Source organism: Arthrobacter sp. AOP36-C1-22 (assembly GCF_052377515.1).
Taxonomy (GTDB): Bacteria; Actinomycetota; Actinomycetes; order Actinomycetales; family Micrococcaceae; genus Arthrobacter_H.
This window is the reverse complement of the sequence record NZ_JBQSWW010000042.1, coordinates 1-16,965: the sequence shown is the minus strand read 5'-3', so window position 1 is coordinate 16,965 and position 16,965 is coordinate 1. Positions and strand designations below refer to the sequence as shown.

At 55.0% G+C, this 16,965-nt stretch carries 8 protein-coding genes and 3 pseudogenes; 6 read left to right on the top strand and 5 right to left on the bottom strand.

Features of this window, described 5'->3' with window-relative positions; translation table 11 throughout:
- Positions 1-411: 411 nt before the first annotated feature.
- Positions 412-2,154 (top strand): CDP-glycerol glycerophosphotransferase family protein, encoded by a 1,743-nt coding sequence (locus ACT3S6_RS15245; RefSeq protein WP_086996289.1) that lies wholly within the window; start codon positions 412-414, stop codon positions 2,152-2,154.
- Positions 2,155-2,437: 283 nt separating this feature from the next.
- On the opposite strand, the gene ACT3S6_RS15240 is transcribed toward ACT3S6_RS15245, so the two are convergent.
- Positions 2,438-3,603 (bottom strand): IS3 family transposase gene (locus tag ACT3S6_RS15240; RefSeq protein ID WP_444555664.1). Its coding sequence is split into 2 segments (ribosomal slippage): positions 2,438-3,327 and positions 3,327-3,603, totalling 1,167 coding nucleotides; the frame shifts between segments, so codons are not numbered across the junction.
- A 678-nt stretch (positions 3,604-4,281) separates the two neighbouring features.
- On the opposite strand from ACT3S6_RS15240, the gene ACT3S6_RS15235 reads away from it, so the two are divergent.
- Positions 4,282-5,967: a glycosyltransferase gene (locus tag ACT3S6_RS15235; RefSeq protein WP_179204235.1), complete on the top strand. Its 1,686-nt coding sequence runs from the start codon at positions 4,282-4,284 to the stop codon at positions 5,965-5,967.
- Positions 5,968-6,433: 466 nt separating this feature from the next.
- Here the strand turns inward: ACT3S6_RS15235 and ACT3S6_RS15230 are convergent.
- Positions 6,434-6,745: pseudogene (locus ACT3S6_RS15230) on the bottom strand (integrase core domain-containing protein); the annotation flags it as partial.
- A 269-nt stretch (positions 6,746-7,014) separates the two neighbouring features.
- On the opposite strand from ACT3S6_RS15230, the pseudogene ACT3S6_RS15225 reads away from it, so the two are divergent.
- Positions 7,015-7,179 (top strand): annotated as a pseudogene (locus ACT3S6_RS15225) (ATP-binding protein); the annotation flags it as partial.
- Between the two features lie 115 nt (positions 7,180-7,294).
- Here ACT3S6_RS15225 and ACT3S6_RS15220 read toward each other — a convergent pair.
- Positions 7,295-8,122, bottom strand: a pseudogene (locus tag ACT3S6_RS15220) (transposase); the annotation flags it as partial.
- Positions 8,123-8,315: 193 nt separating this feature from the next.
- Here ACT3S6_RS15220 and ACT3S6_RS15215 point away from each other — a divergent pair.
- The 3 genes from ACT3S6_RS15215 (at position 8,316) to ACT3S6_RS15205 (ending at position 14,715) form a co-directional block, all read left to right on the top strand.
- Positions 8,316-9,530 carry a CDP-glycerol glycerophosphotransferase family protein gene (locus ACT3S6_RS15215; protein WP_444555663.1) on the top strand — a complete coding sequence of 405 codons (1,215 nt, stop codon included), beginning with the start codon at positions 8,316-8,318 and terminating at the stop codon, positions 9,528-9,530.
- An 83-nt stretch (positions 9,531-9,613) separates the two neighbouring features.
- The gene (locus ACT3S6_RS15210) at positions 9,614-13,216 is read left to right on the top strand and encodes a CDP-glycerol glycerophosphotransferase family protein (RefSeq protein ID WP_444555662.1); all 3,603 of its coding nucleotides are present in this window, start codon (positions 9,614-9,616) and stop codon (positions 13,214-13,216) included.
- Positions 13,213-14,715 carry a CDP-glycerol glycerophosphotransferase family protein gene (locus tag ACT3S6_RS15205; RefSeq protein ID WP_444555661.1) on the top strand — a complete coding sequence of 501 codons (1,503 nt, stop codon included), beginning with the start codon at positions 13,213-13,215 and terminating at the stop codon, positions 14,713-14,715. Before ACT3S6_RS15210 ends, ACT3S6_RS15205 begins: the two co-directional genes overlap by 4 nt.
- Before the next feature lie 38 nt (positions 14,716-14,753).
- Here ACT3S6_RS15205 and ACT3S6_RS15200 read toward each other — a convergent pair whose 3' ends face one another.
- Entirely contained in the window at positions 14,754-16,181 is a 1,428-nt protein-coding gene (locus tag ACT3S6_RS15200) for an SDR family NAD(P)-dependent oxidoreductase (RefSeq protein WP_444555660.1), read from the bottom strand.
- Positions 16,182-16,268: 87 nt separating this feature from the next.
- Positions 16,269-16,730 (bottom strand): adenylyltransferase/cytidyltransferase family protein, encoded by a 462-nt coding sequence (locus ACT3S6_RS15195; RefSeq protein ID WP_444555659.1) that lies wholly within the window; start codon positions 16,728-16,730, stop codon positions 16,269-16,271.
- Between the last annotated feature and the right edge of the window lie 235 nt (positions 16,731-16,965).

The following is a 16,965-nucleotide window of genomic DNA, read 5'->3' as shown; positions in this document are numbered from 1 at the left end:
ACGTGCCCAAAAGCATAGGCCCCAATTACCCAGAGTGCCTGGGTTCACGCCAATTTGCTCGGCGAACCGCTTGATTGGGCAGTTCGGCCCGAGCACGAGAAGGACGGCCTTTCAACGAAAGGCCAGTTCGTATTTCTTCCTACCCCTATCAGTCAGCAGCAACAAAGTCCCGTATTCGAGCAGTTCTCCACCTCGACAAGACCGTACCCATGACCCATGCGCAAAGAAATCCAACCGCCGAATCGATTCGCCACACTCAACAGCGACGAGTGCTAAGATCTACTGGCTATTGGGTCGCGCAGTCTTAGGGGCGCCCCATCGTCGCGCCGAAACACGAGGAGTCATCGAAGGTTTCCGGTGTCATGAAGTCAATTGAGAAACGTTGGCGATCAAACTGAGAGATATCATTTTATGAAGCACAAGGTGGGAAAGTTAGCTCAAACGACCCGAAAGGCCATCGTCTGGAGCCTCGGCGGGTTCCTTCCCCAGGCACTGTCACGTCGCACGACCCTCATTGCTGCAAGCATCGCCGGTTTTCTACTCGTTGCTTTCCCAGCCAATATTGGGGCCTTAGTCGTGGGTGCACTTCTAGCTGCTGCTGTGTGCCTATCCGAAGCAGTCCTTGCGCTGACATCGACTCCCCAGTCCGTTGCCCGACATTCGACGATCAGCATCCCCTATATGGCCCTACTCGCTCTCGGAGTCGGCGCAGTTTATGCCGCTCACTCCACATATCTCCCATCAGTAATGTGGATCTCATTGTTCCTCTTGACGATTTCTACTTGGCTGGCAAGCGCGATCCCGGTCTTCTCCTCCACGAAGCCACTCGTGGCCACGAACTTCAACTTTAATCCACGCATCACCAAGCTTTCAGGAGTTCAGGTCAAGGGTTTCTTCCGACTCGCATGGGCCGCCTTCGCCGTAATCGCAATCTTCGCCTTTCTCTCTGTCAAAGCAACACCGTGGGTTTCACTTGCACTATCTTTGCTAGCGTTCTCAGTCGCTGCGTGGAGCATGGTGAATGCTTGGATCTACGCTGATCGAGCAAGGTGGCGAACTTTACGGGAGCTACGGAGATTGCGTCCGAAAGCGGTAATTCCATATGGAGGAACTGCCACCTACCAAGCTGAAATGTGGTACCCATATATCGACCGGCTGGGCGAGCCTTACTTCATTGTCTCCCTAACCGAAAAAACCATGAACCGATTGGCCGCGAACACAAATAGGCCAATCGTGGTACCGGATGAACAAACTGCCGCGGACGTCCGTAATTTAGTACCTGATTCAGTCAGCATTGCCTATTACCCACATAACGCGGCCAAGAACTCCCTGTTCAGAGCTGACAAGCGGTACACCCACGTATTTGTTCATCACGGCGACGGCGACAAAGCACCCAGCTTCAACCCCAACAGCGCAAAGTACGACTTCTTATTTGTTGCGGGGCAGGGAGCCATCGACCGATACGCTCGGAATGGTGTTAAAATAATCCAATCTAAATTTAAGGTCATCGGACGGCCACCGACGGAAGCAATCGAGGTCGACAGAACTCCAATTGCCGAAAAGACTCGGCCAACAGTCCTCTATGCCCCCACTTGGTACGGAAAGAATAAAGCTGAAAACTACTCTTCCCTCACTTTCGGGCCAGACATAGTCGAGGCATTGATCAAACGAGACGTCAATGTCATCTTCCGTCCCCACCCTGCGAGTCGAAGTAATAAGGAGTTCGCCAAGCTCATCAAGACGATTCAAGCAATGCTCGAACGTGATTCAGAGCACTCGAATCGCCGACATAGGTGGGGTGCTCCAGCTGAATCGGACGCGACCGTAAGCGATGTGACAAACGCCTCGGATGCAATGATTGCAGATGTATCGGGAATTGTGACTGACTATCTCCAATCGGGGAAGCCGTACGCCATGGCAACAACACGCTTCACACCAGACGAATTCAATGAAAAATTTCCTACGTCACGGTCGGGCTACGTTGTTACCCCGTCAAATGGAGATCTGACGGTTGCCCTTGACAGGATGCTTGGAGACGATCCTCTCGCGGCATACCGGTGGGAACAACGAACTTATTACCTCGGCGGATTCAACGGTCGACAGGCGGTCGAAAACTTCCTCAACGAGTCCAGAACAATTATGAGTTCAAAGTAATGACGACCCAACACTGAAGTCGCTAGCGACCACTTCGGTGAATTTTACCTCCGGCCTTGACAGTCGCCTTTCCAAGGCCTTCGTGCACATCGAACGCAGGCCACTGGGCAGCATGATCGCCCCGACGGCCTAGCCAAAGATCGTGATGCCGGTGGTGCGGAACATCAGGGTCATTTGGTCACGTCCAGCGCGCACATTCTCCTTGCTGAGCAGCGGGACGGGACTGCTGCAAGTCGAGGTGACAGTTTTACCTGACCTACGGCCTGGTTTCCACTCTCGATCGCTAGCTTCCGGTGGTTGCGAGTGCCTGCGGGGTGCGGGCGAGATCGTAGTCGTTCGGTGTCGCGTACTCGAGCGAGGAGTGCCGACGTCGGCGGTTGTAGAAGACCTCGATGTACTCGAAGATCGCGTTCGCGAGCTCGATCCGCGTCTTCCACTTCTTCCGGTTCAGCAGCTCGATCTGCATGCTCGACCAGAACGACTCCACCATCGCATTGTCCAGGCCATCGCCGACGGTCCCGAACGAGGGCAGCAGGCCCGCGGAGCGGATCTTCTGGGTGAAGACCCAAGATGTGAACTGGACTCCGTGATCCGCATGAACAATCCCTCCAGGACCTGGCTGCCGTGCTCGGATGGCCATGTCCAGGGCGTTGACGACCAGGGTGGAGTCCTGCTTGGAGTCGATGGCCCAGCCGATGATCTTGCGGCTGCAAGCATCTAGGACCGCGGCGCAGTAGACCTTGCCTTCGCGGGTGGGGTGCTCGGTGATGTCGGTGACCCACAGTTCGTTCAGAGCGAGGCGATGGAACTTCCGGTTCACCAGATCATCGGCTGTGGCGACACCCTTGAGACGCTTGATCCGCGCCGGCCCAGGGAGTCCTCCGATCCCCGCGCGGGTCATGAGAACCCAGACGAGTCGGCTCGAGCAGGGGATGTTCATGCCGATGGTGAGCTCTGCGTGGATCCGGCGGTAGCCGTAGGTGCCACGAGAGGCGATGTGGATCTCGCGGATCAGTCCAGTCAGCCAGCGTCGACGGAGCTCGGTGGCGCTGGTGGGACGCTGCCGGTAGCGGTAGTAGCCCTGCCGAGAGACGCCCAGCAGGCGGCAGCAGGTGTGCACGGGTGCCCCGGCGTCGACGAGTCGGTCGATCACCGGGTGCGCCCTTTTGGGTCCACTCCTCCCTCCTCGTCGAGCCACGTCGCAGCGCGGCGGAGGATCGCGATCTCCTGCTCGAGCTGCCGAACGCGACCGCGAGCCGCGCGGAGCTCGGCAGACTCACGACTGCTGAGTCCAGACCGGCGGCCGAGGTCGATGTCATCCTGTCGAAGCCAGGTGTGGAGGGTGACCTCGTGGATACCGAGGTCCTGCGCGGTCTGCTTGACCTGTCGGCCTTCGCGGACCAGAGCAATGGCACGGGAACGGAACTCTGGAGGGTACGGGCGGGGCATACGGTGAGCCTTCCATGAAGACCATCGACTAGCGACATCAACTGGAAACCGAACCATAGGTCAGGTCAAAGTGTCACCTTCCTTTGCATCAGTCCCCACCTGGCGTGCCGCTGCTGGAACCAGAAGACCTCAATAGTCGCCCCAGTACCATCCCTCCAGAATCAGCCGTACCAACAACTTGGACTACCCGTAGCAACTCGGGCTACTCGCCAAAACCCTCTCCAAATCCCGGATTTTCAAACCTCACACTAAGGAGAAATATGTTTCTCAAATACGAGATTCATCACGGCAACGTTTGACATTGCTCCCCACCTTCAACGATATGAGGCGACGAAGCATAAAAAACTCGACAAGAAGCTTAAACTAAACCCCGACGGGGGCCTCGGCAGACATTGTTGGGTTAACCTCGCCTACACCAGCAAGATAGGCTCCTCTGGTCATACAGCTCAAAATCAAGGATGTGCGATCATTAATCTCGATATACGGACGCTGAAGCGGTTTAAGCGTGGAAATCTCAAGCCTGCCAAAAATCGCCACTCGTCGGCAAACCAGATCACAAAAAATGAGAACCTGCACGTATACAATGCCATGTCAAATATCCCTTTAGAGTTTGGCGGGATGGTTAATTCAATGTTGCGCAGAATTAACGGGTTCGTACAATATGGTCATCATCCGTCTATGACGATTTTAACAATTAACGAGAATTTCGATGCGGAAGCTACTCGACAACGCCTCGTTGAGCAAAATAAGCTCGAAGAAAGCGTCAAGATTCGAAATGCGTGGACTGACCTGCGGGCCATGTCAGACGGTGACTTGCGTCGATTTGTGGATAGTTGTGCGGAAAACACCAATGTCACATTAAGGGACGACAACTCGAAATATTCCGAGTCGCGAGAAACATTAACAGCCACCGCGCCAGGCACGAACAGCGATTTACGCAAGCGGTTTTATCGCGACGATGGAAGCTTACTCGGAGTGCAGATTTCCACCGAGACTGCAGACGCATCTATAGTCCTGTGCTCCACCGCTCAAACACCTCTTGCTGAATTCAAGACTATAGAAGAACTGTATGTTTGCTGGATTAAAAATGTAATAGAAAAAGATAAGTCACTACTTATTGTCGACGATAAAATGATGAGTGAATTCCTTTGTGAGATCGTCGAGCGCGACTTTAAAATGGTTCTGTTTATGCATGGATCGCACCTACGGAGACCGTACGACGGTCCTTATGGCGAGTCGCTCGCAAAACGCACGAACACGATGCGGAACATCGAACGATTCGATTTTATCGCGACTCAGACTCGTCAGCAGGCAGCTGCCATGGCAGCAAAAGGAATAGCGCCAGAAAAGCTGAGGCATCTTCCAAGCGAGCTATCATTTTCTCCGAATCTCGCCTCTGCCCACGCCTGGCGTGATGAGTTGTCTGGGGTCATAATAGCGAGACTTTCAAAATTGAAACGCGTCAACCACGCAATATCAGCAATCGCTGAGGCTAACGAGCTCGGCGCAAAGACACGTCTAACGGTATTTGGTAAAGGACCAGAGCTTGAAAGTCTACGAAATTACAGTCGTAAACTTGAAGTTGAAGAGTCCATAAAATTCGCCGGCCATGTCGCTGATCTTCCATCACGGCTTGAAAAGAGTTCCTTCTCCCTACTCACGAGCATGAGTGAGGGCCTCGGTCTTGCGGTCATTGAATCAATGGCCGTTGGGTGCGTCCCGATCACTTACGACATTAATTACGGTCCTCGGGACATCATTGAAGACGGAGTCGACGGCTTCGTGGTTCCGTTCGGGGATACGAATGCTCTGGCAGCTAGCATTGTGAACTTTTTGAGCCTGAATGCAGATGAAAAACTTAAAATGCGGGTTGCTGCAATTGAAAAGGCAGCGTCGTATTTACCTCGCGCCAGCTACGCCCGGTGGTTGACCGCGATTGGCGAATTAACGACAGCTAAGGATCCGCTTCCTCTCCAGGGCAAGCCGACAGTCAAGATTGACGATATCGAAATCAGCGAGGCAAGTAACTCGGTTTGTCTAAATATTAAATTTGCAGATGGTGAATACACCGATGCTCGCCGCCTCCAAATGTTGCTTGCAAGTCGGAAAACTAATACGTTCCTTCAGTCTGTCGGCATCAAAGGATCCGATGATAAATCCTTTAATTTTCCTATTCCATATGACTATTTTTCTCAATCTAAAGGACAGACATTTAACGTCTTTGTCCGCTTTGACGGTGAGACTTGGAACTCCAAACGTCGGCTGGTGCTACCTGAGTCATTTGAGATGACTGATTCAAAAGATTTGTTATGGTATAGGACGAAATATGGAAATTTTAGCGTGAAGATCGCATCGACAAATTAGAAGTTCTCAATCTGCTAAAGACCGGTCACTAGTGGTCTAATGGAGTTGTCGGGTAAGTGCGTCATGACGAACCAAGCGTTTGACGTCTTCCGTGTTCGACTTTTGAGAACTCAACGAGGTCGATACCGATATTCGCCGTTGCTTTGGCGAAATTGGCACCGTGTTGGTGCCACAACGGAACTAGGCACCAGCCATGGAAGTTGTCATCAGAGTCATAACGGGATGCCGTGCCTATGGACTTATTGCGTGCTCGCCGTACCGCAAACCGTCCTTGTCACAATTTTCGCGGTCGTCATTACGGGCTCTTCGGATTGAAGTGTGTTGATTGAAAAGTAAGCCAGTGGGTGTGACAAATGACAGGGAAGAAGGATCGGGGCCCCTAATCGGAAGTGACTAAACAAGCAACCAACAGAAACTCCGACCATCCCCGATCCTACAGATTAGGTCCTCGTTAGCAGTCCACTGGCTATGCCATAGCTAGTTGGTTCTCTGCAATCCCGCGATCCCAGTGTCTGAACGGCGTCATTCCGCCAAGGGATCCATGAGGACCTTCATGATTGTAGATATCTTTCCACTTGTCGGCCAAGTACTTTGCCTCGGCCATCGTCTCCTTGATTTCTCCGGTCAGTTGTTCCCTTCTGAACTGCACCTTGAATGATTCAGCGAAACCGTTCTGCCACGGCGATCCGGGATCAATAGACGCAGCATTGACCCCGGCGGTGTCGCCCCAGTCGATCAGCGCAGCAGCTGTAAATTCCGGCCCGTTGTCGGACCGTACGTAAGCTGAATATTCGCCTCTGTGGGCTCAACCTGTGGTGCGGGTCAGCACCTTGTCCCGGGATTACGATTGGCGCAGTTGAGCACCAGTATCGGCATGGACGAACAGCACCTCATTAGACTCCTTTCACCACGTTTGCGAGTAGCGCTGGACGGTAGCGTGAGTCTGGACAGACAAAGCCTTGAGATTCACCGTCCACGAAGTGATGAGATTCCACACCACCTACCCGGGCTAGAGGTACCCCGGAACCCGTGCTCGCCAGCGGAAAGTCGACGGTCTTCTGCACGCAGTATCAGTAGAAGGACTGGCACCAGCTGCTCGGCTCCGGCGTTGTCCACGCGGACGCAATCATAGACCGCATCATCCACGACACGGTCCGGGTCGAAACTGGCAACTACAACATGCGGAAACATACGGTGCTGGGCGGCGTCTAATCCCTGGCGGAGAGCATCGGTGGCGCTATGTCAGAACGTTACTGGTGCTCTCTCGCACGATCGGTGGTGCTGAGTCGCACGATCGGTGGGGCTCAAAGCCTCAAATACTCAAAGCCGGGGCAATGCCGGTTTCGGCGATGATGTCCTCCAGAACGGCGACCACATCAGTGGCCGTGAACGAACGTCTGGGGATGATCGCCAGGGCGGTTTGAGTGAACTCATCGACAACGTTGAAAAACCGGATATGCCAGCCGCATGAGATCGTATCGGAATGGAAGTCAAAACTGACCACATGCATCGGATACTCGGCCCTGAGCCTCTTCCGCTCCCCGGCGCAGGATCTGCTGCGGCGCTTCTTCCGTGCCTTGGGGTTGCAGGTGAGTCCCTCCAGGCGCCAGAGCCGGAGTAGGCGCTTCTTATTCAGCGCTACCCCGTCCCACTGCGGCTGCTCGAGCAGGTGCCAGCGTGCTTTACGCCAGCCCCATGCGAGATACGTCTGAGCCACGGCACGTAGATCAGCCCGCAGTTGGGCCTCTTCGAAGCTGATCATCGGTCGGCCTTTGCGCAGGGCTGAGCGATTCTGGCCCAGGACAGCACGCGAACCTTTCGGAAGCTCCGAACTTCTCCTGCGCCATACGCACAGCACGGCGACGTGGTTAGGGGCTTAGAATTTTCCCCGCTCCACCTCACTCAGAATGTCATTGGCCAGGACCTGATCGGCTAAAAGCTTCTTTAGCCTGGCATTCTCCTTTTCGAGGTTTTTCATAGCCTTGGTCTGGCCGGCGTTCTTCTCGGATCCGTGCTGCTGAAGCCACCGGTACCAAGTCGCTTCAGTGATCGGTAGTTCCTTGATGACCTCGATCATCGGGCGCCCGTCGTTGAACATCTTCTGGCCCTGCCGGACCTTCACGATGACCTGATCAGGGTTATGTTTAGGTGCCATATCTGTGAATTTCCTCCTGCATCCATTAGCGAATGCGAAACTCACATAGTCACCGGGCTTCTACCAAGGGACCCAACCAACACGATCGCAACCTTCGTAAAATAGTATGACGGACAGCGGCTTTCTCACGGACGGAACGCGCTGGAAATCATCCATGTAACCCTCGTTGGCGCTGGGGAACTAAACTGGTCAGATGCCAATAGGGATTCGACTCTCCACCGCGTGTAAGCGGCTGACAACACAAGTCAGTTCCATAGTGCTCGCACCAGTGGTGCGGGCACGCATCCAGCGTAGAGACCAGGTGCCGCCCAGAGTAAGTCCCTTCGCCGTATATTTTGCAGACACCCCAGATTCGGCTTACCAGCTCGAGCAATGGATTCCAGCCCTCCAACATCTCAGCGCTGTGGGAACCCCGGTCACACTTCTAATCACCAATTCGAACTCAGCGAACCTGCTGTCTAAAGCGGGTAACTTGCCGATTTCTCTCTGCCCCCAAGCTGCAGATGTCGAGAATTTCGTAAGAAAGCACAACGTCCAAGTCCTGTTCTACGTGAATAATAACCAAGCAAATTTCACGCCGTTACGGATCAACAGAGTCGTACATGTACACCTCAGCCATGGGGAGAGTGAAAAGTCGTCCATGGTGTCGAACCAGCTAAAAGCCTACGACTTTGCTTTCATCGCCGGGGCGGCAGCCAGGGAACGAATCCTTACCCATATTCAAAGAATCGATCCGTCGACCTTGGTCGAGATCGGTCGACCTCAATTGGATTTCCTTGCTTCTGCCCGCCCAGTGCCTAATGATCAAACGGAGGTTCTCTACGCCCCCACGTGGGAAGGAGACAGCCCTGCCATGGCGTATAGCTCATTGACGGGTAGTGGACGGAAATTGATCCAGTTGCTTGCCGAGGACAACCGCGTACGCCTAACCTTTCGCCCTCATCCAAAGCTCGGTACACGTTCGCGGGAACATGCCGAAGCTTTGCGGCAGATCCGCCATCTGCTCAAATCCACGAGCAAGGTCGAGCCGCCCAGATCCAGAACGCAGCCCGCGATCGACTCCACCAGTGATATTTCGCGAGCAGACGTGGTGATTACGGATGTGTCAGCCATGGCCATGGACTCCGTAGGACTCAACAAACCAACGTTGGTTCTGACCGCATCGGCAGCAGCAACCGCTGGTGCTACTAATCATCTAGTATCAGCCGTGCCTACCTGGTCCGATGTTCCGGTTGATGCCGTTCAACGGATACTTAAGCTGGCTCGTGAGGGAGCAGCTCAAGAGCAAGACCGTTTCCGTCAGCATATATTCGGAACCGACGAACTCGGGAGCGGGACCGAGCGCTTCATCCGTGCTTCTCAGGACCTACTTTCTCTTCCTTCAGTCGGTTTGTCCGATGTGTCTTAGAGCGGGGTTGGTTGTATATACTCCCGGTCGATAGCAGATACGTTTATAGCCATGTCAGTTTCAGCATTGAGGAACCTAATCAATTGACACAGATTCACGATCGCCTGGCTCCCGCCCGTGCCCACACCTGGCTACGGATTCAGACAATTGTCACTCTGCTAATTGTTGTAGCGGTCTTGGCAACGACTTTGCTAGTCGCCATTGAACACGCTGACAAACAATCGTGGGGCTGGCTGCTCGGCTTATCGTGGGCGTCTGTCATTGCCCTCATCGTGCTTTTCCCTAGACGGGACTTCCGGCCAGGCCTCGGCCGGTATACAGCCGTTCGAGCGGGGTTGCTGGCTTCCATCGGCATCCTTGCAGCATCCACTTCTCCGTCAGACTTCGAATCCCTCTTCATCACACTCACAGTTCTGGTGGGGGCCGGAACCATCGTGGGGGAACGTGTGCTGCGCCGCTTCGGACTCGGTGGCGGCCACGCAATTCTCAGCCTCCCGGGAGCACCAACAGCCCCGCGCGTCTGGCGCATGACACTGACCATCGTCTATCTCCAACTGGCCTTTCTCGGCTATGGGGTTCTGGTTGCGGCCATGGATCTCTCGGCCCTTGGTTGGTTCTTCCTTGGGCTCGTTATCTCCTCGCTCATGTTGATGCGTGCCGTCAGCGTCTTCTTTCGGCGCCGCTACAACGGAAAGATCGAGCGCGAACTCCACTCCCTGCTCACGGAATATGCGCCGGAGTTCGCCATCTACGCAGCACGTCCGGACGATGCCTCATACCAGGTCGCCATGTGGCTGCCGTACCTGGAACGTACGGGAAAGAAATTCATCATCGTCACCCGAGCAGAGGGACCTTCGCACGCACTGGCTAAAATCACTGATGCACCAATCGTAATGCGCCGTAGGCTGGCGGACCTTGACGACCTCGTGGTGCCCAGTCTCAGCACGTTCTTCTACGTCAACGCCTCATCTGGAAATGGTGCCATGGTGCGCTACAGCCAGTTCACCCATGTCTATCTCGGTCACGGAGATTCGGATAAGGCACCCTCGTACAACCCGACACATGCCATGTACGACCAGATCTACGCCGCGGGACCCGCTGCAACTAGGCGATATGCAGCACACGGTGTACTGCTGGACCCCGGTAAGTTCACCATCGTCGGTCGGCCCCAACTAGAGACGCTCGAACCGGCTACCTCCACACTCACGGATCAGCCCACTGTCCTGTACGCCCCGACTTGGCGTGGCCATGTGGATGAAACGTTCCTTCATTCGATTCCATCAGCTCCAGGAATCATCGCCGCCTTATTGGAACGTCACGTCCGGGTCGTCTTTAGACCCCATCCGTTCAGCTACCAGTTCGAGGAGGACGCAGGGATCATCGTCCGGGTCCATGAGTTGCTTCGCGCAGACACACAGTCCAGCGGCATAAAGCACCTGTACGGCGAGGCTGCAGAGCAGGGATTGGGCGTCATCGAATGCATGAATCTCTCGGACGTGATGATTTCCGACGTATCCAGTGTCGTTTCGGACTACCTGTATTCATACAAACCCATGGCGATGGTCGTAGTGAACACGCCAGTAGAGTCTTTCCGAGACGAATATCCGATTGCCCGGGCTGCGTACCTGCTCCAGTCTGACCTGCGCAATATCAACGCCGTCCTCGACCAACTGCTCAAAGACGACTCCATGCGCGCGCGTCGGCTCGAGCTGCGTTCAGACTATTTGGGTGATTTCCCCAACGATGGCTACTCGTCGGTCTTCGTCGACGCCGCCGTCGCCACCATAGAACAACATCCGCCCAGCCAGCAGATGGAATCTGTTGAGGCCGCCACGGCGGATATGACTACATCGGCAACGGCAGACGAATCTGGGCCCGATGACGACGATGAGGATCAACCCAGCGATTCAGATGACGTTCCACTCCTGGATACTGAAGCCTTGGAGAAGGCAAAGGACCGTAGGCGTCAGCGCCGGCGCGCGCGCAGGGTGCGCAATAAAGCACTACGGATGGCCCGACATTTCCTGCCGGATGTTCTGGCCTCAGCAGCTGTGGGAGCAGCGGCGGTTTTCGGGGTCAGCAGCTTCGCCTTCCTCGTACCAGCCATACTCTCGCTGACGATCTTCGTCTATCTCCACCGCCGTGGCTTCAAAAGCCAAGCGTGGATGAACCGCGCGCTGGGTTCCATGCCCATTGCTAGGAGCCTAATTGCCGTGACCCTCCTAGCCGGTATGGCCACGTCAGGGCAAGGATGGGCCTCCATCGTTGGCCCGGCCTTGGCGTTCCTCGCCATCAGCCTCGAAGGGCAAGCCGTATCCACGTGGCGCGCAGAGGGGCTTCAGTCACGAAACCTCCCTGGTACAGAAGCAGCGGTTCCACTAGCATTTGCCCGCGGCTGGGCTGGGATGGTTTCTGCTTTGGCTCTGGCAGCGATGACAATCAGTGCAGCACTATTCCCACTCTGGGGATCCCTCCAGCTAGTTTTCGGGGCACTCTCTCTGGGAGTCACCACTTACGTTCTGGTGCGAGGCATACACCGCCGATACGTGAACTTGTCATTGGAAGCGCGGCTTCCCGAGCTGGTGGAGAACTATGCCCCGCGCTTCTGCGTGTATTTTGCTTCGAACGTGGGCGTGTCTTACCAGCTGGGTATGTGGGTGCCCTATCTCGACCGGCTTGGCCAGCCATACATCGTCATCGCCAGGGATCTAAGGATGGCTCGAGCGGCTGCTAAAGTCACCGAATCTCCCGTGATCTATCGTAAGACCCTTGGATCGCTCGAAGCCGTCCTGGTGCCGGGCCTGACAACGGCCTTCTACGTGAACAACGCAGTCAAGAACACCCATTTAATTGAACATCGGGAACTGACCCACATATGGCTGAATCATGGAGATTCGGAAAAGGCCGCTTGCTACAACCCTGTCCATGGAATCTACGACCGTATTTTCGCCGCAGGTCAGGCGGGGATCGACAGGTATGAACGTCACGGGGTCACCATCCCACGGGAGAAATTCGAGATCGTCGGTCGTCCCCAAGTCGAGGCAATCACTCGCCGTCGTGATGTTCTTGATGAGGCGAAGACGGTCCTCTACGCGCCAACATGGAGAGGGCCGTACGCAGATACGGCTGTGTACTCGCTCCCGCTGGGCGTCGACATCGTCCAAGCCCTACTCGACCGTGGGTGCACCGTCATTTTCCGGGCCCACCCGTTCAACTACCGCTACCCAGACGCAGTACGCAGGATGCGCCGAATCCGCAACTTGTTGGCTTTGGACAACGCAGAAACCGGACGCGAGCACATCTATGGCGCGTCTGCGGAAAAGAACATGGGAGTGGTCGACTGTTTCAACGCCTCGGATGCCATGATCTCCGATGTCTCCGCCATGGTTTCTGATTTTTTGCAATCAGAGAAGCCTTTCGCCGTTGCCGCCATCAATCACACTCCAAAGCAGCTAGCAGCCGATATGCCTGCGACGTCGGGCGGCTATGTACTGCATGGTGACCTCGATAATCTTCAGGAAGTATTGAATCATCTGTTGAATGATGACCCACTGCTGCACCGCAGAGGACGCGTCCGGGAATATTACTTGGGTGACTTCCCGCCCGCCAGCTACGCCGATGGGTTCATCGACGCTGCCGCAAGAATCCTCAACGAGGCGGAATCGGCAGAGACTGAAGCACTGTGAAAACCTTGAAGACTGCACTTGTAGCGTCCATTCCAAGTACGATTTTTGCTCTTGCTATTGCAATAGCCCTATCGGGGGCTAAAGCGGTCGATGGAACTGAACGGCTCTGGGAAATAGCCATCGCAATGGAGATCGGCGTCGCGATGGCGCCGTGGCCTGGGCTGGCAGTGCTCGCGTCTTTTCGCGGCTGGCCAGCAGCCTACAACATTCAGCTTCCGCCGCCTCGCCAAGAAACACGGATCGTTGCCATCACCGCCGTGGTCACAGGCCTTGTTGTCCTCGCTTATGCTTTCCTCGCCATAGCGGGGGCGCAGCTAGCCCTGCGAGTTATCGTGGCCACTATCGCTTTGGGTCTGGCTGTGGCCGCCGCTTCCAGGCTTGCTATGAAATTCCACCGTGCACGAAGGTATCGGCCGATCCTACGACGGGCTATTGAGAACTTCACACCTCAGTACATTCTGTACATGGGACGTCGCGATGGGGGCGCCTACCAGATCAAACAATGGCTTCCCCAGATCCTGGCTATTACGTCGCGGGTAATTGTCGTCGTCCGCGACCCCGAGGCGGCCAAAAACCTCGCAACTTCCATCTCCTCTGAAATCCCCATTATCTCTTGTCGCGAAAACAAGGATCTGGACGACGTCATGCCGAGCTCCGTTCGAGCAGTCTTCTACGTGAATTCGGTCACAAATAATGCCAACATGGTCAGCTACCGGAACGTCAAGCACATATATCTGGGCCACGGTGACTCCGACAAGGAGATTTCGGCGCATCCAGCACACAAGATGTACGACGCAATTTTCGTAGCAGGGCAAGCTGCCATAGATAGATATGCGACAGAAAATGTGCACCTCGACCCAGGCCAGACCCAGATCGTCGGACGGCCCCAATTGGAACGTGTCGACGTTCCAGAGTCCAGAAGTGCACCACAAACCGTCCTGTACGCGCCAACCTGGTCAGGGTATAATCAGGCAACTTCCCTGAGCTCACTGAGTATCGCAGTACCCTTTATCGCTGATCTCTTGGCCCGCGGAATCACGGTGTTGTTCAGGCCCCATCCCTTCAGCTACTTCTCTTCCAAAGACCAAGACAACATCGCCGAGATTGACGACCTCTTGGCTGACAAAAAGCTGAGGCACCTTGGCTCCGAGGATACAGCCAGCATGGAGCTTCTGGACCTGTTCAATGCTTCCGATGCCCTCGTGACTGACGTATCCAGCGTGCTAGTGGACTATTTAGCATCACACAAGCCGGCAGCAGTGCTTCTACCGGTTCATTGCCGAGCGACAAGCGGACGGAACTCAGACATCGGTACGAAATTCCCTTCGGTCCAATATGCATACCTGCCGACGTCGCCCGATTCAGAGTCTTGGCACTTGTTCCTGGGGCCCGACCCAATGCGAAGTACCCGCGACGAAGCTACAGCCTACTACTTGGGGGGTACTTCGCCAGACGCCTTCCGCGAGGCAGTTCTGTCTCTGCCGGCGTCTTCGACGTGAAAACAGGACGGGCATGCTGGGCGTCCGGCTGTCTTCAGTTAAAAATCGTTGCCCTCGCCGAGTAGCGCCTTGGCAGACAAGGGATCATCTTTGCGTACATCGATGACGTGCCCAGTCCGCCCACCAATGAGCGTCTCCAAGGACGTCCGGGCCACCGTTTCCGAAGCCAAAAGGGAGTTGGGGTCCTCAGCTCCGAAGGCCTTCGTGCGCATCGGCGTTCCTGTTCGTTCAGGATTAACGCAATTAACCCGAATACGGTCTTCTGCCCACTCATCGGCGAGGGCTTGGGTCAAATTCACTGTTGCTGCTTTGGCAGAGCTGTAAAGGCTGTAGCCCGATCTGCCACGCGTGTACGAACTCGAAGTAAAGAGCAGCAGTGAGCCCTCAGAAGCACTAAGGGCTGAATGGAAGGCCTGAGCAATAAAGATCGGTGCCAGGTAGTTAATCTCCGTGGCTTGGTAGACGGAGTCGTCAGTTTCATCGAGTAGCAAACCTCGCGGCAAGATCCCCGCCGTATTGACCACGAAGTCCACCCGACCGAGTTCTTCCAAGACTTCATCTCTGGCCTTGACGACATCTGCGCGGCGGTCGACATGCGTGTTGGTGGACGACCGCGAAAATGTCCTCACCGTGCACCCGTGTTCCTCGGCCAGTGCGGCTATGTCCGCTCCGATGCCATAAGCACCACCGAACACAACGGCGACCTTACCGGTCAACGCCGAGCGCAGCTCGTCATCATCGAAAGTTGCTCGTCCGTCCGCACTGTACAACTGGAAAAGTTTATCGGCGACGAAAATATCAATGGGCTCCGTGACCTTCATGTTCCGCTCTTCCCCTTGGACAACCCCGATATCCACCTCGGGTGAGTAGCGGAGAACAACACTGCAGTCATCCGTAGCGGTAAAATCCGGGTCGTGGGAAGCACCGACATATGCCTTTCGCAGGGTGCTTAGCTTGAAAGCTTGAGGCGTCTGACCACGACGTAGTGCTGCTCTTGGAGGCACATCGGCAATGGTGGGGATCCCCTCGCCTCGCTGGTCGACTTCGATGATGGTATCCGCTGATGGAATCGCTACGTCAACGGCCTTGAACTTATCCAAAGCGGTAACGACGTCGTCAAGGACTCGCTGGGATAGCAACGGTCGCACCGCATCATGAAGAATGACATTGCAGTCCTCGTTGCCCATCGCGGACAAAGCAGCTTGAGTAGTATCGTTGCGGGTTCCCGACCCCTCCAACACCTGGCTCACCTTTTTGAAGGTGTTCCTTTTGACGATAGACCGAACATCGTCAAGGTATCCCGGTGTCATCATGACGATGATTTCATCGATTTTGGAGCATTCCTCAAAAATCGCCATTGTGTGTTCGATAATCGGGCGTCCAGCGATTTTTATCAGTTGCTTCGGTATGCCCAAACCAACCCTCTCGCCGACTCCCCCTGCAAGAATCACACCAACATTACGCATATATTGACCATCCCTCATCGAAAAATATTGTAACTACGGTTCTGATACTCGCGGGAACTACGGCCGCGGCCCGTGTCGAGTATCTTTTTAGCTCAGTTCCTTGACGATCTGGCTTAAACTATCAAGGGTTTTTTTGAGTTCGGAAACGTGCCGTTCGTCGAACGCGCTGAGGACCCGTTTCATCTCGGTGGTGGAGATGCCTGAAGTGCGGGGGAGATAGATGACGTCCACCTTGTCTTCCAGATCATCGAATTTACCGCGCCAGTCATCACCAATCCCAAACACGTTGACATCATATTTGGCGATGTCCTCGCGCTTTTGCCCCCAGTTGTCTTCCGGGATTGCTTCGTCTACATAGCAAATCGAACGGACGATCTCCACGCGCTGATCGTAGGGAACGATTGGCTTTTTGCCCTTGATCGCGTTGAACTCATCCGTTGATACGCCCACAATCAGGTGGTCGCCTTGTTCCTTAAGACGCTTCAGGATATTAAGGTGACCGATGTGGAAGAGGTCAAACGTCCCGTAGGTCAATACGGTCCTGCTCATGTTCTATACCTGACGTTGAGGGGTGTGGATCCAGACCCACTTTAGACGAACCCTGCCTCGCGATCACGTTCCAAGCATCACGTGTTCCCGAAAGACGGATATGGAGCTGCACTGTTGCGGAGCCCCTGCTCATCGGTGAAGCCCGGTCCCGTTCAGATAATCGGAGGACGACCAGCCAGGGTCATCCGGAAATGTGTACTCCACTTCAACTTGGGCCGCGGCGTTTGATACCAAG